The organism is Bacteroidota bacterium (genome assembly GCA_019637975.1).
Lineage (GTDB): Bacteria > Bacteroidota > Ignavibacteria > UBA10030 > UBA6906 > CAADGV01.
In genome coordinates, this window is the sequence record JAHBUR010000044.1 from 1 (window position 1) to 19,095 (window position 19,095).

Genomic DNA, 19,095 nt, shown 5'->3' on the forward strand with positions numbered 1-19,095 from the left:
TTCTCCCCGCGAACGGAACTGTTCAAATTCTTGATTTCTTGTTCCCTATCCCACGCTGAGTAGAAAACGGCATCCCCACCGACAGGATAATTCCTGGAATAGTTGATGTAGTCACGCTTGGTTTGACTGTAGAGATTGTTGATGCGGATGGTTCCATTGTCGGGTGTGTTGATATCGAGAAGCAAGCCTGCACCGCCACGTGAACGGATCTCGTCCGTGAAGTTCAACGTGAAGTCGGTATACCTCCATCCCTTGCCGAGCTGGAGACTGGCAAGATTCTGAACCGAAAGGTTGAAGCGCTCGTCGCTTCTGTCGCGGCGCTCAATGTTGCCTGTTACCTGAACACCCACAACGTCGTCAAAAAATCGCTCACCGTACTTCCCGTTGAAGTCGTACAACACCCCGGAAGTATGGAGCTGATTGTAGGCCTGCTTGATGTCGAGCCGAAGCTGGCGCTCAGAGGGGGCTTTTCGGGTAACGAGGTTGACACTTCCTGCAATTGCATCACCATCTTTGTCCGGTGTGAGGGCTTTGAACAACTCGACGCCTGCAAGCGTGCCTTGTGAGAACGTGCTTAGGTCTACTCCTCTGGAATCTGCATCTGTTGGTGGAATTCTCACTCCATCTATCGTGAACGACGTGAACTTGTCGCTCATTCCGCGGAGGATCACTTTGCTTGCCTCACCTCCTGATCTGATCAGCGAAACACCCGGCAAGCGTCCGATCGCTTCCGCGGCATTTGCATCAGGCAACTCCTTGATCTTCTCCTCCGAAATGACGTTGACAATGGTGTTGGAAGTGATCTGCTGGTTAATGGCCGCAATCTGACCGCGGGCCTGGGCTGTCACGAGAACTTCTTCACCCTCCAACACATCCGGCACCAGCGCGCTGTTGAGTGTGTTTTCCCCGCTTGCGATGTTGCGCGTGATTTCCCTCGTTACGTACCCGATATAGGATACGCGTACCGAGTACGTTCCGGGCGAAATACCCGTGACCCTGTACTTTCCTTCCCGATCCGTCACTCCCCCCAATGCCGTACCTCGGAGAAAAACATTCGCTCCGATGAGCGGCTCTTTTGAAACAGAATCTGTCACAACGCCCCGCAATATGCCCTGCCCGAACAACGTGCACGGCATCAGCAGGAGAATGAGCAGAAAAGACTTTCCGGGGATTTGCATATACTGCTCCTTGATTGGTTTGAATTGGTGTTATAAAACCTTCTACGGTTTCAGTTCATTGCCGTTGATGGTTGTGTTTACTGCTTCCATCCCTACAACATGTTCTATCTTGTATCCCTTCGCTACTTCCTTGAAGACACAGTTCACGAGCCGGATATCCCGCAATGGCGCTTCCTCATAGCCGACAAGATTGAGCGCCGTTCTGCAGGAATCCACCGTCATCCGCTCGATGCTGATGCTCCGAATGGTGGGAAGGAAATTCCCTTCTCTCCCCTCTTCATAAAAGAGGTCGATATCCACAACCGCCCGGCCGACAAGCCGCACGTGCATGTTGCGGAGGTGAATATTCTCCACGATGCCGCCGCGTACGGCATTGGTTTTGACGCGCAACGCATTGTACAGAACCGGGCTTTCGAACTCGCAATCCTTGGCAAACACATTGCGGACTCCGCCGGTCATTTCGCTGCCGATCGTGATGCCGCCATGCCCGTCTTTGAAGACGCACCGGCGGATCACGATGTTCTCGCTCGGCGTTGCCACCCTGCGCCCGTCGTTGTTCCTTCCTGCCTTGATGGCAATGCAATCATCGCCGGTATCGAAATAGGAATCTTCAATCAACACATCCCTGCTCGATTCGGGGTTGCAGCCGTCGTTGTTGGGCCCGTGTGTATCGATGTGCACGTTCCGTATCGTCACATTCTCGCACAGCACGGGATGAATTTCCCACATGGGCGAGTTGATGATTTTGATTCCTTCAATCAGGATGTTCTTGCTCCGGTACGGCTGGATGAAGCTGGGACGCAGGTAATATCCTTCACCGAGAATTCGTTCTCCCACCGGCACGCCTTTCTCGCCCATCTCAAACAGAAGATTTCGTCCGGGTGTTTGTTCGGGCAAGCCTTCCTTCCAGCCGAATTCCTTCTTCCCTTTCCAATACCACCAATGTTCGTTTGTCGCCTGCCCGTCTAACACTCCCTTGCCGGTCACTGCGATGTTCTCCTGCTCAAATGCATAGATGAGAGGAGAGTAGTTCATGCACTCCACTCCTTCCCAACGGCTGAACACCAGCGGCAGGTATTTCTTCGGGTCACGATGGAACTTGATGACGGCGCCTTCCGCGAGATGAAGATTCACGTTGCTTTTCAGGTGAATCGCCCCCGTAAGGAACTCGCCGTTCGGCACCACAACCCGACCGCCGCCGCTGCGTGAACATTCCTCGATTGCTTTCCTGAATGCATTCGTGCACTCGGTCGCGCCATCACCTTTCGCCCCGTACTGTGTGATATCGAAATCCTTATCGGGAAAAACCGGAGCCTGAATCCGTTTGAGGATTTCGTCAACTTGTTGCCAAGGATCGGGTTTCTGACTTACTGCAGAACATCCTGCAAGCAGATGCAGAACCGTCAAACAGACGGCATATCCGGCTATCATTTTCGAACGGGGAATGACTTTCATTGTTCTAACCTTTTCTTCGAATGACTAATCACTTCAGCAGCATCAGCTTCTTCATTTCCCTGTTGGTACCGCTCGTCAACGTGTAGAAATACATGCCGCTGGCGAGATGCGATGCATCAAACTTCAACGCATAGCGTGTCCCCGAAACTGCGAGCCTGTCGAATACCGTCGAGACTCTCTGACCGAGCGCATTATAGACTTCAAGCGTCGCAGGCTGTGTCCGATCAACCGTAAAGGCGATGGTTGTTACGGGGTTGAAGGGATTGGGATAGTTCTGTTCGAGCTTGAATTCAGCCGGTTTTCCGGGATCGCCCGCAACCGATGTCGGGTAGTCGCTCTCGAAGCATCCTAAATCGGGCGCCGTTCCGTTGAACGGCAGGCCGACATTTGTTCCCGCGTCGATGAGATCACTGCCTTGAGCAAGACGCATGAAAGGAAGAACAGGAAGACTGCCATCAGCCTGGCGCGGGCCGCGCATTCCTGTTGTATCAAGACTCACGAAATCCGCATCGTTCACAACGAAAGGCGGCATCCAGCTGTTCGTTGCCTGAATCGCAAAACTGCCGAGCGAGCCGTAGAATCCCAGCGACACACAGTTTTTCACCGTCAGGTCCGAGCCGGTTTTGAGCTGTGCGGTGATTTGGTAGTTGGTGCCGTTTCGGTACGCCGTGCAGTTCAGCAGCGTCATCGAGCCTCTGTTGTTATTCTGATCGTATCCCTTTACCCGATTGTCGAAGGCGAGGCAGTTGATCAAAATCATGTTGTGGCGCAGACTGTCGGCATTGGTATTGTCGCCGCCGCCTAATTTGAATCCGTTGCCGTTGCCCACGCTTGGCGCGCCGCTTTTCAAATATCCGTTGTGAAACACCCAGCAGTTTTCCAACGTCGTCGTGACGTTGTCGGCGGGGCGGAGATAGCCATCCCACCCGTCGTCGGAATTCTGCCACGCCCGGCATCCGTAAAAATAGTTGCCGGTGCCGACATCAAGTTTGGGCGCAAAGCCGTCAGCATTTCCCTGTCCGATGTCGGCATTAAAGTAGGAATCACAATTGATGATGTTGTTGTACGATGCATTACTGCTGAGTTGAAGACCCGTATCGTAGTTCTCACTGAACGAACAATTCTCGACGATATTAAACGAGCCGGAGATGTGCATGCCGTTATCGCCTGCTCTCCAGATGTCGAATCCCTTCACGTGCCAGTAGCGCCCGGTAATCCTGATACCGCGGTTTGCATCCGCAACAGGCATGGATGAAAAATCCAGAAACACCCGCTCGCCGGGATAGGCAAACAGCTTGAACATGTTTTCACTTGTGCCGACGCGGGATAGGACAATCGTAGTTGAGTACGCGTACGATCCGCCGCGGACATAGATAGTCGTGCCGGCAACGGTCGCCACCGAATGCGCTTTCGTGATAGTCCTGAAAGGCTCTTCGAATGTCCCCGCCGCAGAATCACTGCCGGTTGTTGCCACATAGTACGTTTGCGCCTGCAGAAACATCGACGGTACGGACAGCAGCATGAATATGAAAATCACTCTCACAATGGTCACTCCTCTTTTACAGATTGTACAGTTGTTTATGGATGACATTTCCAACACTTTGTTTTCTTCGTTTACTTGAGAAGAATGAGTTTCCTGACCGCACTCTGTTGTCCACTGTGCAATCTGTAGAAATAAATTCCGCTTGCGAGATGACTTCCCGAAAACCGGACCTGATACTCGCGTCCGGCTTCTGCCGTCTCATGAAATAGCGTCGCTACCGTTTGGCCCAGCAAATTGTGAAGAGTGAGCGTCGCGGGACCCGACGCTGCCACGGAAAACGTAATGCGTGTTTCGGGATTGAACGGATTCGGGTAGTTCTGCGAGAGCCGGAACACATGCGGAACTGTACCTTCAACCGACGTGACTCCCGAAACCGCAATCGGCTCGGTGAAATGCTGAGTTCCGTCCAAATCCACCTGACGCAGCCTGTAGAACCACGAACCTCCCGTCACCGATGCGTCGGTGAACTGATAGAACCGCGGCTCATTCGTGGTTCCGTGTCCGGCGACGAAGTTGTCCGGAAACTCGCTGAAGTACGGATCGCTTGCCTGCCGCCTTTGAACATAAAATCCGAAGTTGTTTACCTCGCTGATCGTTGTCCACTCCAGCATCACACCGCCGGATGTCATGCGCCCTGTGAATGAAGCAAGCTGTATCGGGACGGGATTTTCACTGAAGTCAAATTTCCCGCTTCCCGCGTATGTGGAAACCAGTGTCGGAACATCCGCCGCGGGATCGAGCGTGTAGCTGTAATAGCTCGACGCCTCGAATGCCGTTCCGCGGGTTCCCGGAGTACCGGTCGTTCCTGCAAAGACATTGAAACGCTCAACAAGGTCGCCGGGCGGACTCCCATCGCGTGAAGTCTCGGTCGGGATCGGTATGTTCATGAAATAATTCCCCTCAACTAACACATCCGCTTCGAGATTCGAGGAGATGCCGTAAATGCCGTTGTTCACGTAGTAGTTGTTGAACACATGCGCCTTGCCGAAACGGACTCGCGGGTGGCGTTGCGTCGTTCCGTTGAAATAGTTGTGATGGTACGTAACTTTGAGCTGCGTGTCCGTGGTCTGGTTGTTGGAGTGTCCCAACAAACAGGTTTTGTCATGGTTGAAGAAGTGATTCCACGACAGGGTTACGTACTCGGCGCCGTGCGTAACATCCAATGCGCCGTCATAGCAATTCGTGAATGTGCAATGGTCAATCCAGATGTGGTTGCCCGTATTCGGTGCATCATCCGCCTGAATGTTGATGCCGTCATCCGGTGAGTTCATGAACTTGATGTTGCGGACGATAATGTTCTTTGCGCGGGTCATCTTTATTCCGAATCCGCTGATTGTTGCATCCGTTCCCACGCCGATGATGGAGATATCATACGTATCCTTTACATCCATCATATCCGATACCGTCGCACTCGGTGTAAGCGTTCCAATCACATAGACTGTAAGGGGCGGAAAATTCAATGTCCGGTTCGCATCGACACGGCGGAGCATCCATTCGTTCAAGTCGGATGAATTGGTGGCAAACACTGTTTGCATGTCCTGACCGGCGCCGCCCGTGGTGCCGTTGGGATATTCGTATGCGCCAACCGAAGCAAACCCTGCCGGTGCATCCTGATACGGAAACGAACCGAACCCGCCGGAGGGAATCATAACGCCAATTTGCGTCTTGTGCGAGTTCATCACCACATTCATCGGGTTTGTTGTTCCTTCAGCCGTTCCTCCCCATCTGTGGAAGATGTGCCCGCCCGAAGGCGTCGCCGTCAATGTCACTTCCGTCCCGGCATCGTACAACGAGTCGGCGTGCGCAGGAGAGGCAACGACGGAGCCTTCTCCGCTTTTTGTCAAATTGAGTTTGTACATGGGCGTCGCCGTCTGCCCGCCGATAACAATGCGATCGAGATTTGCATTGCCGCCGTTTGTTGTTGACCTGAAGATCAAACGATTGATGCCCGCCTGCAGAGGAACTACCGCCGCAACTGATGACCATGTCGTCCAACTTCCTGTGGAAGTGAACGTCGGAAATGTCACGGAAGCGCCGTTGAGTGTCACCGCGTACGCCCGATTGGTGCCGCCGTTCGCATAAAATACTCTCACCGTATCCGATGCAGCAGAGGCACGACGGAAGACGATTTCCAATGCTGCATTGATTTTGTCAGCAATATCAACATAGCCGGAGCCGGTGTAGCCGTTGTACTGCGTGCGAACGTATGCGGCGGAAAGGACGCCGTCTTCCGCTTGAAACTCGTTCGGCTGGGGAGGCGTCGCACCCGTTCCTGAGACGGCAACATTCCGTATCGCGGCACTTCCGCCTTCATTGGTAATGTCGCCAGCATAGCTTTGCGCAGCAGTGGGCTTGAATCGTACATACACCGTCGTTGACGACAACGTTCCCCCTGCATAGGCCACCTGCACGGACGAACCAAACCCCGACCCGCTGGTCGACGATACTTCGAACCCGGAGGGCGCTGTGATGGTAATGTCGCCAGTGGCGGGCGAGAGTGTATTTCCTGAAACGGTGAACGTCTTCTCAACGGATGTCGTATTGATAAGAACCGCTCCAAAAGAAAGTGAAGCTGGAGAGACAGCAATTGTCGGCACCGCAAGCGTTGTCTGGCTGCCCGTGCCCGGATTTGTTGTGTTGTAGTTCTGCGAATTGCCGCTGCCGATGTTGTATTCGTACACGGCGAAATGATAGGCGGTGTTGCTTTGCAGATTGGTAACCGTAACACCCGCGCCGGTTCCATCATACACAATTCTATTTCCGCCGCCCTGATCGGTCGCCGCCGTGAAATCGCTGTTCACGCCGCTTGCCGGACTTCCGTCTGTAGGGATGAACGTTACTGCCGCATCTAACCGGGCAGCAACAATCCTTCGCTCTCCGTTCCCTCCTGTGAAGTTCACAAGAATGGAACTTCCCGTTATCGTGCCGAATGAAATGGTTGACTGCATGGTTGGTTCCAAAGGAAGCGTAACGCCATCCACAGCAACATCCTTTGTCGGAACGCCGACACTCGCGTGCGCGATATTACCCGAGAAGAGTCCGGCAGATGCGCTGTTCATTCGCACCGAAACGGAGACGGGCTGACCCGCAATCTCTCCCCCAACTACTGCCAACGCCACCGGCGACGCGTTCCCGTTCCACGTGGTTCCTCCATTCGTAGAAATCTCGAATCCAACCGGCGGGGTTACAACAACGTCGTCCACAAGACTGACGCCCGAAACGCTGTACGATTGGCTCCCGGATGGCGTGCCGATAACGTGTTGAAAACTGCCCAGAGAAGTTTCCGAAGTGATGATATTGGCGGATGCAATTGCCGTTGTTCCGGAAACCACGACATCCTGCGGGCACACATACTTTTGTGTTGAAGAAGATGTGTACCAACCGTAGACGCGGAGGTAGAACGTTTCGCCGCCGGCAACCGTGACATCAAGAGTGTAATTGGGTGACGGAGAGAGCATCGAGCCGTTGGGAAGAACAAGTACCGAACTGTTGAGCTTCGTGCGCGTCGTAAACGTTGGATCGGTGGAGTACCAGATGTTCGCCCGCATGTTGCTGCCCCCTGCTGCGCCTAAATTCATCGTTACCGACGTAACATTGAATTCATACGTCGCATCGGGTGACACCGCGAATTGAACGTAGCGGCTCTCATTTTGATCCGATTCGCCCGGCCAACTGTTGTCCGGCGTGGTCAAACGCTGGCTGCTGTTTGGGCCCGTGTAGCTGTTGACTACCATACTGCTGAACGTCTCGACAGTTCCCGACACATTTCCCGACGTTGCCACACTCGTCGTGGTGACACTCGACAACGCCCACGTAGCCGAAGCGGCTTGCGCATGTACTTCCCGCGTCACCAGCGCAACACTCACGATCACGAGAATGGTCAACAACAACTTCTTCATACTCTCTCTTTCTTTCTTAGATTCAAATTTATTCCTACGCCGCCACCTTTCCCCTTGCAGGGAGCGTGGTTTGCATAGTTGCACGCTCGCCTAATCGCGGGTCAATACGATTCGAAAGCAAGAGTGCCTTCCTGAAAAGAGGCGCAGGCCACTTTTCCTTCAGGAAGTTTGTCAGCAACAGGGGAGCCGCCGCGCCCGCACACGCCATCACAAAAGCCGGAACACTCCCCGAGGCACCCCACCCTGATACTTCCGCGAGAGAATCTCCCCACAAAGCTCCGAGAATGCCCCACAGCATATCATCAACCATGCTGTACGAACGATCCCGCATCAGGCGACGTCCGACACGTGCCGCAGTCACTCCAATCAATACCAAAGCGAATATGTTCATGATCTCAGGCTCCGTTCCGGCACTTACCTGACAAGCGTGAGCTTGCGAATCTGAATCCGGTTCCCGCTTTCGAGACGGTAGAAGTACATCCCGCTTGAGAGATTCCGCGCATCGAATGATATTGTGTAGTTCCTTCCGGGTTCGGCCATCCCGTCAAACAGCGTTGCGACCTTTGCGCCAAGGAGATTGAATACATCAAGCTTCGTGACTGCCGGATGCTCCACCGTAAATCTGATCTGTGTGGAAGGATTGAACGGATTCGGGAAATTCTGATACAGCACAAACACGTGCGGCGCACTTTCCGCAACCGACGTCAACACATCAACGCTGACGGGCTCGCTGAAATGGATTGAGCCGTCAAGATCTATTTGTTTGAGACGGTAAAACCACTGTCCGGGAGGAACGCCGTTCTCGGTGAACGTATACATGCGGGGTTCATTTGTTGTTCCGTGACCCGGAATAACCGGCGATACGCTTGCATATCCGCTTTCTCGTTGCGCCGATCGCTGAACTTCAAATCCGTAGTTGTTGATTTCGCTGATGGTCATCCAGTCCAGCCGAACACCTGCATTCGTGATATATGTGGCAGAGAATGAAGCAAGTTGAACAGGAAGAGGCGCGAGGCTGTTGCCTGCAGTCCAGCGTGAAAAACTGTTTACGTCAGTTAAATAGATGACTTTGAACAGCGTGTTTACGGTTCCGCCCTGCCCAGTCCACGTCACGCCATTATCAACGGATTTGAAGAGTGTAAGATTGTTTTCAGGAATGCTGTTCAGTTCGGATACATCATACATCATTCCGAAAGTTGCGTTCAAACCGGTATTGTTGGTCGGCGTGATGTCGAAATAGCGGCTGATGCTCGAGTTTCCGTTTCCCGTTTGCACAGCATGGCCCCGTGTGATTGCGGTTGAGCCAAGATCGGCCGATGAGCCGATTCCTATTCCGAGGCCGGCAATGTTTGTGAGAACATCGGGCGCGTTAAGGCTTCGAGTTGCAGTGATAACACCGCTGCTGCCTTTCACTGTGTTGCCGGGAGTTTCGGACAGCATTCCGGAAGTTCCGAGAGAAATATCATTCCCGTTCAAATCCAAACTGCCTGACGTCAATGAGAGAGTTCCATCGACGGCAGTCGAGCCAGAAAGCGTTACTCCGTTGGCGTTGCTGATTGTCAGGTTGTTCGCCGTCGCGGGCAGACCTGTTCCAGTCACCTGGGCGGCACTTCCGTTGTATGTAAAATTGGCTGCCGCATCAAAATTCCTTGCGGTTGTTTGGATGTTCCCCGCGGCTCCTGCAGACGTGATTCCGTCCGGAGAGCCGATGCCCAGTGTTCCGGCAGCATTTAGCGTAAACGCGGGGCCGGTTATTACTGCGGTTCCGCAATTCAGCGTGCCGCCTCCTTCTACATTGAACGTACGGCCGGTTCCGACAACAACGCTGTTGTTCAAGGTAGTCGAGGCACCGTTCTTCACCGTCCATTCGAGGTTGGTATTCGTGATCGCTCCACCGGATTGCGTGAATGATTTGTTCACGCCCGTGAAGTTCATGAGCAGCATATTCGTGCTTCCGGTATTGGCTGCATACGTGCCGCCGGTTTGATTCCAATTGCCGCCGATGTTAAAGGCACAGCCTGTGCTCGTTCCGCCACAGTATTGAAATGATCCTCCCTCCAAAATAAAATCGCCCGCAAGATTCACCGATTGATTTGTCTGGCCCGAAGCAAAAAAGCGAACGATTGTCGGAGTAGCGCCGGAACTGACCATTCTGAAGTAGCCGGCAATGTTTGTGAGATTTCCCGCAAAGTTCACATTTGATGCAGTCATTCCGGGAGAGTTCCAAATGATATTCCCGTATGCTGTTCCTGCCAGAAACATCGAGGTTACCGAACCGCCGATTATGCCTGTAACTTCAATGGTCGAAGTCGGATGCCACGTCACGATGCCTGATCCGGCGGTTTTGGGAACGTTGTTGTTATTTGTTGCATGTTCGTGCCTGCTTCCGGCGCCGTACGATACTGTACCGTTGGTGGTTGTGAATGTGACGGCGGTTCCATCAAGCCGGACTGTTCCGTTTACTGTGAGTGTTCCGCTAACGGCAATGTCGGTTCCCGTGCCGTCAACAATTGTAAGCCTTACGCCGCTATTGACAACTACAGTGCCGCCCGTATTTATGGTCAGCTGGTCAACGCTCACATCCGCGATAACAGTAACTACATGCCCGCTTTGAATAGAGATACTTCCATCTGTGGAAGTCGGGGCTAAGGTTGCCGCTTCCCACTCAGTTCCATTGTAGGTTTCCCATGTTGCCGCTGAACTCCAATCACCCGTTGCCGCCGAACGAAAATCCCCGGCAGTTTGTGCTAATATCCCGCGGGCGGGAATAAGAACAAGTACAGCCACCAAATAGAATGCATGTTTCATTGCTTTTTTTCCTTTCCCCTTGAATGACAGTTGACATTTGTGTGGTGAATGACATGGCTTTCATAAATCACTTTTCTTAGAATGTTCCAGCCAATAGCCAGCGGAATAAGTTTCGGGCGGCTGTCTGATTATCGTAACCTTCCGGAAGTCTCCAGGTCCCCATATACTCGTTATAGAACCATGGATCGCCAACTGCAAACACAGCCCCTTTCCCTACCTTCGCAAATGCCATGATGACATCGTCATTCTCGGTTAGAATGGCACGGGCAGGTTCCTGAACATTGATGGTGCTGATCTCCTTGATAAACACTCTTCTGACATCTTTGAAAAGGGGATGATCGGGAAAACGATCGAATGTTGCGCCCGAAAATTCTGTAGCCGTGGCAGGATTTCGACTATCTTCGTTGAATCGTATGCCGAATCGTTGGGCTAACCCGTTGAAGTGTTCAAACTCGGCCTTCCCTTTGTCGTTACCGAACAATACCAGAACGCCACCGGCTTTCACCCAATCTGTGATTGCGTCGGCCGCGTTCCCGTCAATGAAATTCGGAAATTCGGTTTCCTGCTTCGTGTCGGGATCGACAATGATATAGATATCAGCCCGCTGAAGTGTACGTTGAGTCGGGGCTTGACACAGCGTATCAATCACGGCACCTGTTTGTGAGATTATTGTTCCAAGTATTGAAAAACCAGAATTGGCAGTATCATCCCATACATAATGATAGCGGTAACGACGCCCTTTTGAATCCTGCTTCCATTCATTGTTGCTGAAGCAGTCGAGCATAACGAGTTTTCCAACTCCGACTAATTCCTTCTGACTATCGTTCTTCATCATGCCACCGAGGGGGATGCTGAGGCGATGGATTTCCTCCGTAGCAAGCCGGGCAACTTCAGCGGCTCCAAGACTGCTGAAATGTGTATTGTCCTCTTTTCCCTCTGGCACGGCAGAGTATTTTCCGGAATCAATCCACAGAAACAACGGCTTCGTTTTCTCTACTCCAAGCTGCTCGAACAACTCATGGCTTCGCTTATGTAAGTCGATAACGGGAACAGAGAACTCTTTTCCAATCTCTCTGACAACCGCCGGATATTCACCGTGTACATCATAAAATCTCCTATTCGAATCGAATCGCCTGCGACAAACGGGCGTGATCAGGATCGGGATGGCTTGTTTGGCTTTGGAGTCGGTTATGAACTTGATCAGGTTTGCTCTGTAGTCAGTGCGGGCTTCGGCGTGGCGGACGGGGTCTTCTTTCTTGGCGTCGTTCTGTCCAAACTGAATCATGACGTAATCACCTTGTTGCAACTGCTGCATGACAGCCTGCCAACGACCTTCATCGATGAAGCTCTTTGTGCTCCGCCCGTTCCGTGCGTGATTCTGAACGACTGCCTGATCTGTAAACGCCAGACTAAACATCTGACCCCATCCGCGTTCGGGATTCCCGATAAGTTCCTTTTCGGCCATGGTGGAATCGCCTATAAGGTAGATTTGAGGCGAAGAACTCATGCCAGCGAGCATGAGAAGGGCCAAACAAACAATGATTACCACACTTCGGAACTTCATGGTTTACTTCATCGGTAACTGTAAAACGCTGAAGAATTCAAATCTCTATCATCATCCTAAGCAAGAGCTACGACAACAACCTATCAGCTGAACGCAGCAGTCGGGTCTATGCAGGCTTCAGTTTCACGACCTTCTCTCCACTTGGAATAACCTGCGCCCTTCGCTCAATGCATGTCTCCCGGAGGACGAGTTGAGTTGGCAGTATTACATGGTGCTCGCGTGAAACATCCGGTTGAGCGAGACATTCAAGCATAATCTGCACAGCGCGAGCACCCAGGTCACAAGCCGGCTGACGAACAACGCTCAGTGCAGGTGAAATAAACTCTCCTACATCTGTATCGCCAAAACAGATTAGGTCGAAATCATCAGGGATGCGCACTCCCAATTCTTTGGCTGCTTTATAGATTCCAAGGGCTACAGGATATGTTGCCGCAAAGATGAACTCGGGCAATGGCCCCTTGTTAAGGAGTATCTTGAATCCGTTGTAGCCGTCCCCAGCGCCGTAGCCGCCATGAATAATCCACTCCTTGTTCATGGGGAGATTGTGCTGATTCAATGCATGCTCAAAGCCGGTCAATCGGTTGCGGCCGATGTTAATGGTCGGGTCGCCGCCGACAAATCCGAGTTTCCGATAGCCGATTTTTATGGCATGATCAACCGCATGGAATACACCTTCACGGTCATCAACCAGGACACTGCTGAATCCCGGCAGCGGAGGCTCAAGCCGTCGATCAACGAACAGTAACGGTATGCCGCTTTTCCGAATAATGTGAAAAATCTCCGGGTCCTTCGTCTGCTGAGTAATGGAAATGATGATCCCGTCAACGCGCATCGCAAGAAGCGTTTGCAAGTGTTTTCGTTCCCGCTCGGCATTTTCCTGCGACACTGTCAGGATCGTTTCGTACCGGTTCTCGAATGCTGCGTTGTACACGCCTTCGATCAACGAGCCAAAGAAATAATGTGCTATCTTGGGAACAACAAGCCCGATCATATGTGAGCGGCGGGAAGAGAGATTTCTCGCCATGATGTTGGGTGTATACCCCAGTTCGTTGGCAATCTTTCTCACTTTACTTGTTGTCTCATCCGAAATATCCGGATGCCCCCGGAGCGCCTTAGATACAGTCACTCGCGATACCTTCAGGCGCTTCGCTATATCATCAAGCGTAACATGAGACCTGCGTTTCAAGCAATCCTCGTTGGTAGTGAAACATCTGTGCTGAACATGACAATCATTGTCTTTTCGCCCTCTCTAACTCTATTGCAGCAAGCAGAAATGGTCCGTAGCCTTTAATGTCGTTCGATCGTTGTGCTTCACTTGTGTAGTAGGCAAAGGTTCCATCGCGGTAGGGCTTCCCGCCCAATCCCGCTCCCTTGATAGTGTTGTGCAGGTCAACGAACCCGTTAGCATCAACTGTGACGTGGCGGCTGCAGATAGCCTCGAACGATCGACCGGCTTCCTGACCGTATTCTTTCGGCAGATAACCGAGTCGAGCACCTTTTGCGAGCGCGTAGGTAAACATTCCAGCTGAAGAAGATTCGAGATAGTTGCCCTCTCTTGACCCCTGATCAAGAATAAGATACCAGAGATGTGACGAAGTATCGCGCCACTTGAGCAGGCCGTTTGCCACATCATTCAGAATGGCAATGAGATTTGCTCGCTTGGAATGCTCGGCAGGAAAATAATCAAGAACATCCACTAACCCCATGACATACCAGCCCATCGCTCTGCCCCAGAAACTTGGCGAACATCCGGTTTTTGAATCGGCCCATGGCATTTGACGGCTTTCATCCCACGCATGATAGTACAGACCGGTCAGAGAGTCCCTTGTATGTTGAGCTATCCAGATAAACTGGTTTGCTATATCGTCAAACAGTTCAGATTCACCGTACGTCGAGGCATACATTGCTACAAAGGGTTGAGCCATGTACAGGCCGTCCAGCCACATCTGGTTGGGATAGATTTTCTTGTGCCAGTACCCTCCTTCATTCGTACGAGGATGCTCCCGCAACTGCAGACGCAACGTGTCGGCCGCGTAACGGAAGCGGGCATCTTTCGTCTCGTCATAGGTTCTCAGTAACGCCCGTCCCGGCGCAACAAGATCGATGTTGTAGTCGGTTCGTTTGTACGTCTTGATCCGGCCATCCGAGTCAATGTACTGCAGAAGGTTCTGATGGATGAAATCAAAATACTTCTTCTCACCGGTGTGGAGAGAGGTTTGATACAGGGCCCAGAGAATAAGGCCCTGTTCATAATTCCACTTTGTTTCTGTGAATCCAGTATCGTACGTGACGGCACCGGGGTGTCGAAGCACGAACGAATCCGCAATCCTGACGGACCACGGCTTGTCAGTCGGGATTCTCTGTGATGCCGGACCGTTGCCGCAAGCCGGCAGCAAGAGGACTCCGGCAAACAAACCGAGTATGCTGAATTTGTGTATGCGAGTTCTTGACATTACTCTTTACATTCGGCTCAATTATTTGAGCAGTACCATTCTTCTGCTTTCCACAAGATCGCCGGACTGAACACGGTAAATATAGACACCCGAGCTGAGATTCGTCGCATCAAACGTCAGTGTATGCGTGCCGGCTTGTTTCTTTCCCTCAAACAGCGTCGCAACCTTCTGGCCGATCAGGTTGAAGATTCTGATGCTGACCTGTGATTCCCGCGGAAGTCCGAATCGAATGGCGGTTGATGGATTAAACGGGTTCGGGTAGTTCTGCTCCACAAAGAATGACTGCGGAATTGTCCCATCGTTCCCAACCGAAGTGACGAGCAAACTGCCACCCTCAAACGAAATCGAACCGGAAGGTCCCAACGTAAACGGTACTGTATTGTTGAACACGCCCGCCATCAACCGGAGCACTCCGTTGATTGTTGTCGGCTGTGTGAGCGCCACGCCCGCTGCGTTGTTGATGACAAGATTGTTCACGGTTGTCGGCATCTGCGTGCTTGTGACTTGCGCGACCGAGCCGTTGAATGTGTAGTTCCCCTCCGCACTGAATGAATTGCCGCCGCCGTTGCTCGCCCCCGTGCACAAAATGGCGCCAGCAAGACCGTCTGCGTGACCTGTTGCAACGGTACCACCGGCAACGACAATGAAGCTGCCGGTATTGAAAGAGGTGATTACGGATGTACCAAGATTTACCGTAGAGCCGGCAGCTACTTCCATCGTGAAGTGGCCGGTTCCCGTGCCGTATTGCACATTCGTCAGAGAGACGTCGTGCGTTCCGTTACCGGCAAAAGTCATCTTGTTAATTCTGGTTGCGCCCGAGTTTTGCAGCGTTGCGTTCGAAACCGTGAAGTCGCCGTAAAGATTGAACGTCACGTCGGGGGCGCTTCCCCGGCTCACGCTGAAGTTTCCGCCTGTTACGGTGATATTGCCAAGAACATTCACGACAATTGTCGCGGCGGAACTGGAACCATTTGTCGAGAACTGCCCGCCTCTGACAATAATGTCTCCGTTGATGTTGATGGGTGTGAGAATTGCTGCGGGGCTCGTCAATTGAACCCTGACCGACCCGGTTGCGTCTACTTCAAAATTCCCGTGAATTGTATTTCCGCCCGTCAGGCCCAGATCCACGTTGGCGGTTTGCCCGGTACAATTCCATAAAAAGTGATGGAAATCCTGATTCAAATTGTTCGGTTTTGAGCCGCTGATGTACCCCGTTACCTTGCATATCGATCCTGCTGCCCACGTTGCTTCGGGAATTGAGCCGTTGTTCTGCGCATGATCGTACATTCCCCCGTCGGCAAATGTCAGACTCGGGGCACCGCCTATCTTTCCCTGGTTGACAAGCGTCCCCGAAATGGATACAGCCACATTGACGAAGATGGAATCCGTTGCGCGAATAGTGATTGTCTCCGAGCCGGTGGGCGGTACTGCGGGAAGCGACCATGCCGTACCGTTCCACCGTTCCCAGTTTCCGGCCGCGCTCCAGTTTCCGCCGGTGGTGTTACTGCGATAGTCGCCAACCGATTGGGCAAAGGTCATTCCCGTCGCACTGAACAAAAGGACGATCAAAGCAAGTATTGTTGTTCTCATGTTACACCTCCGTGAATATATTGTGGATTGAAAAAAATGTTCAATGACATGGCGAATACTACCAAGGAAATACGTACGCAACATCCGCACTGATGGCGTGACGTCCTTCGCTGTTCAAATTAACATTGCTTCCCCATACATCCTGATACTTCATCAACCCGTACTCGTACGCAATATTCAGGCGGGCCGGCCCAAACGCAAACCCCAATCCGGTTGAGTACACGGAATAGACAACCGGCTCTCCTGCAATCGGATTTCCTTCGGGTTCAAATACTTCTGCTTGCCCCCTGATACCCGCTCGCAACGTAAGCCAATCCGAAGCACGATACTCGGCACCGACCCGAAAAACGGAACTCGACAGCCACGGATTGTACGTTGTATCGGGAGAACTGTATTGTGCTGACGCGGTGGAGCGCATTTCGTACTCGAACGAAAGAAGCAACTCTTCTCTCATTTTTATCGAAAGCCCGACTGAACCTCGCCACGGCAAACGGATTTTGTCTTCGCCTGTATGCGTGAAAACAGATGAAGTGCCGCCGGTATCCACGCGTACCTGGTTTGAAAATGTACGTGTAATGGTCGTGGGCGGCTTCACAGATGCGCCGAGTGTTACGTAGTTGCCGAGATACATGGCACTGATGGTGTATTCCTGTCCGCTGTAGTCGGATGTTCCAGATTTCGTTGTCTGTCCGTACACAGAGTCGAGCCGGAAGAAGTTTGCAAAGAATGTGAGCCTGCCCCGCGCATTTCTCTGCTCGAAGTCGTCAGAGCTTCCCTTCAGGATCATTCCGCTGAAGCCTATGTGGATATTGTCGGAAAGGGATCCTGAAAGAGCCGCGCCATATCCGCGCATTCTTCCATCTCTCAACCGGATATATTGCGACCAACGGGCTTCCACGGTATTTACATTTGTCGGCAGCGGAAACGGTGACGGGCGTTGCGAGAGTATTGACGGACTGAGAACGTTGTTGTTTTGATAGTAGTTGTAGAGATTTGCGTATTCGATCGCGCCGATGCCGATTGTGAATCGCATGTCGTCGATAGAAAAGGGCACGCCGATCATCGCCTGAATCGGCAATGCCTGATTTTTGGAACGTGACCAGTTCGGGCCAATTGAATCATAGGGGCGTTGCACAGAATCACCCGGATTTCCACCGAAACGGATGATCGTCGTATCGCCATTTACAATAACCGTATCACCGTAGCGCGGGTCGGGAATGAGATGCGTCAATCCTTCCATCAACAGACTGAAGTTTGAATAGTATTTGAGCGGTGCGTATTGTTGGATTTGCTTCATCGAAGAATGGCGCTGAACCCCGCCGAGTGAAATCTGAAATCCCTCAAGCGTCTGAAGCGAAGCCGGATTGGCGAACATCAAACCCAACTCATTAACACGGCCAAGCGTGATACCACCCGAGGCCCGTGACGCTGCCGATTGCATCGTTCGCTGGTCAAGTCCCTGAATCGTCAGCGGTACATCATATCCTTGAGCAATACAAAACTGCGACAGCAGCAGGCAAACCCCAATTGATGCCACAATGTGCGTGTGTCGGTGTGTCATTGCAGTTCTGCTCCTAAACTGAAACGCTGTACATTGCCGAGGTACGTACCCAATGTTCCGTAGCTGTAGTCAACTGAAAGGCGAACAGATCCCAGAGTATGCTTGAGGCCCGCTCCGAGCGTAAGTCCTTCCGTGTCATAATTGAATTTATAGCCGGCGCGGAGCGCAAACGTCTCCGCGTATTCATACTCCATCCCGACGTGCTGTTGCTGCGCGTAATCATTGGGTTGGAAGAGATCGAATGCGATGCTCAGCCGATTCTCTTCCGTGTTGAAAAAGAGTGCGTCGCGGCCGATGACATTAGCCGCCGTGCCGAGCCGGAACAGAAGCGGAACGGCGCTGCTTTCGTTTGCATAGGTAATTTCAGCTCCGAAATTCTGGACGGACGCGGCTATTTGAATCGAGCGGAAGCCTGTGTTGTACCGGACTCCGAAATCGAACAGTAATCCGTTTCCCCATGTTTTGACTTCCCGCGAAGCATAACTGCCTCCCTGTGGAACAAGCGCAGTGACCATGCGTCCGTTGTACAGCGATTCGTGTGCGTACTTGATGCTGATACCCGTCGAGAATCGATCGGTCAGGCTGCGGGCATAGGTTACACCGACCAAGTAGCTGAACGGCCTGAATGTTCTTCCTGTAAAGCCGGGAAAATCAGGGTCCCAGTATTCGGCCAGCGTGCTTGTTTCCTCGAATACTCCGTAGTCAACATACTGCACCTGAACACCCACCGCCCCGATTCCCCCCAGCGGAAACGCATAGGAGAGCGCCCCCTGCTGCGCATCGAATATCCAGTTGATGTATGTGGAGGAGAAATCGTGAGTCTGCGTGAGAGCAAGTCCGCTCGGATTCCAGAAGACGGCCTCGGCTCCGGTGGCCAAAGCGCTGTAGGCATCACCCAGCGCCGTTGCGCGGGCGGAAGGCATGACTTTCAGGAACTGCATTGATGTAGTACCCACTTTCTGGGCATAACCGGCAACAGAAAGCACGCAGACCATAGACATCAACCAGACACATTTCGTAAGACATTTCATGACTCTCATTTCC

The 19,095-nt window shown here is 52.3% G+C and carries 12 protein-coding genes; all 12 read right to left on the reverse strand.

Going from position 1 to position 19,095, the window contains the following annotated elements; translation table 11 throughout:
* On the reverse strand, positions 1-1,178 hold a 1,178-nt coding region (locus tag KF749_16955), incomplete at its 3' end, for a carboxypeptidase-like regulatory domain-containing protein (protein MBX2992843.1).
* Between the two features lie 42 nt (positions 1,179-1,220).
* A complete protein-coding gene (locus tag KF749_16960; GenBank protein MBX2992844.1) occupies positions 1,221-2,633 on the reverse strand; it encodes a glycoside hydrolase family 28 protein in 1,413 nt (470 codons plus the stop codon).
* Positions 2,634-2,661: 28 nt separating this feature from the next.
* On the reverse strand, positions 2,662-4,176 hold the full coding sequence (locus KF749_16965) for a T9SS type A sorting domain-containing protein (GenBank protein ID MBX2992845.1): 1,515 nt from the start codon (positions 4,174-4,176) through the stop codon (positions 2,662-2,664).
* Between the two features lie 71 nt (positions 4,177-4,247).
* Positions 4,248-8,075 carry a T9SS type A sorting domain-containing protein gene (locus KF749_16970; GenBank protein MBX2992846.1) on the reverse strand — a complete coding sequence of 1,276 codons (3,828 nt, stop codon included), beginning with the start codon at positions 8,073-8,075 and terminating at the stop codon, positions 4,248-4,250.
* 34 nt (positions 8,076-8,109) lie between these two features.
* Complete coding sequence (locus KF749_16975) at positions 8,110-8,466, reverse strand: hypothetical protein (protein MBX2992847.1); 357 nt, start codon at positions 8,464-8,466, stop codon at positions 8,110-8,112.
* Between the two features lie 23 nt (positions 8,467-8,489).
* Positions 8,490-10,883, reverse strand: a complete 2,394-nt coding sequence (locus tag KF749_16980; protein ID MBX2992848.1) for a T9SS type A sorting domain-containing protein — start codon at positions 10,881-10,883, stop codon at positions 8,490-8,492.
* 76 nt (positions 10,884-10,959) lie between these two features.
* Positions 10,960-12,447 carry a hypothetical protein gene (locus KF749_16985; GenBank protein MBX2992849.1) on the reverse strand — a complete coding sequence of 496 codons (1,488 nt, stop codon included), beginning with the start codon at positions 12,445-12,447 and terminating at the stop codon, positions 10,960-10,962.
* Between the two features lie 106 nt (positions 12,448-12,553).
* A complete protein-coding gene (locus KF749_16990; GenBank protein MBX2992850.1) occupies positions 12,554-13,633 on the reverse strand; it encodes a LacI family DNA-binding transcriptional regulator in 1,080 nt (359 codons plus the stop codon).
* 43 nt (positions 13,634-13,676) lie between these two features.
* Positions 13,677-14,900, reverse strand: coding sequence for a glycoside hydrolase family 88 protein (locus KF749_16995; GenBank protein MBX2992851.1), 1,224 nt, complete (start codon positions 14,898-14,900; stop codon positions 13,677-13,679).
* 21 nt (positions 14,901-14,921) lie between these two features.
* Positions 14,922-16,490 (reverse strand): T9SS type A sorting domain-containing protein, encoded by a 1,569-nt coding sequence (locus KF749_17000; GenBank protein ID MBX2992852.1) that lies wholly within the window; start codon positions 16,488-16,490, stop codon positions 14,922-14,924.
* A gap of 58 nt (positions 16,491-16,548) precedes the next feature.
* A complete protein-coding gene (locus KF749_17005; protein MBX2992853.1) occupies positions 16,549-18,051 on the reverse strand; it encodes a hypothetical protein in 1,503 nt (500 codons plus the stop codon).
* Positions 18,048-19,091, reverse strand: a complete 1,044-nt coding sequence (locus KF749_17010) for a PorV/PorQ family protein (GenBank protein ID MBX2992854.1) — start codon at positions 19,089-19,091, stop codon at positions 18,048-18,050. Before KF749_17010 ends, KF749_17005 begins: the two co-directional genes overlap by 4 nt.
* Between the last annotated feature and the right edge of the window lie 4 nt (positions 19,092-19,095).

Coding starts and splice junctions, on each gene's coding strand:
- KF749_16975 (MBX2992847.1), bottom strand. CDS start 8,466: ATGAACATATTCGCTTTGGTATTGATTGGAGTGACTGCGGCACGTGTC.
- KF749_17010 (MBX2992854.1), bottom strand. CDS start 19,091: ATGAGAGTCATGAAATGTCTTACGAAATGTGTCTGGTTGATGTCTATG.
- KF749_16970 (MBX2992846.1), bottom strand. CDS start 8,075: ATGAAGAAGTTGTTGTTGACCATTCTCGTGATCGTGAGTGTTGCGCTG.
- KF749_16980 (MBX2992848.1), bottom strand. CDS start 10,883: ATGAAACATGCATTCTATTTGGTGGCTGTACTTGTTCTTATTCCCGCC.
- KF749_16985 (MBX2992849.1), bottom strand. CDS start 12,447: ATGAAGTTCCGAAGTGTGGTAATCATTGTTTGTTTGGCCCTTCTCATG.
- KF749_17005 (MBX2992853.1), bottom strand. CDS start 18,051: ATGACACACCGACACACGCACATTGTGGCATCAATTGGGGTTTGCCTG.
- KF749_16960 (MBX2992844.1), bottom strand. CDS start 2,633: ATGAAAGTCATTCCCCGTTCGAAAATGATAGCCGGATATGCCGTCTGT.
- KF749_17000 (MBX2992852.1), bottom strand. CDS start 16,490: ATGAGAACAACAATACTTGCTTTGATCGTCCTTTTGTTCAGTGCGACG.
- KF749_16995 (MBX2992851.1), bottom strand. CDS start 14,900: ATGTCAAGAACTCGCATACACAAATTCAGCATACTCGGTTTGTTTGCC.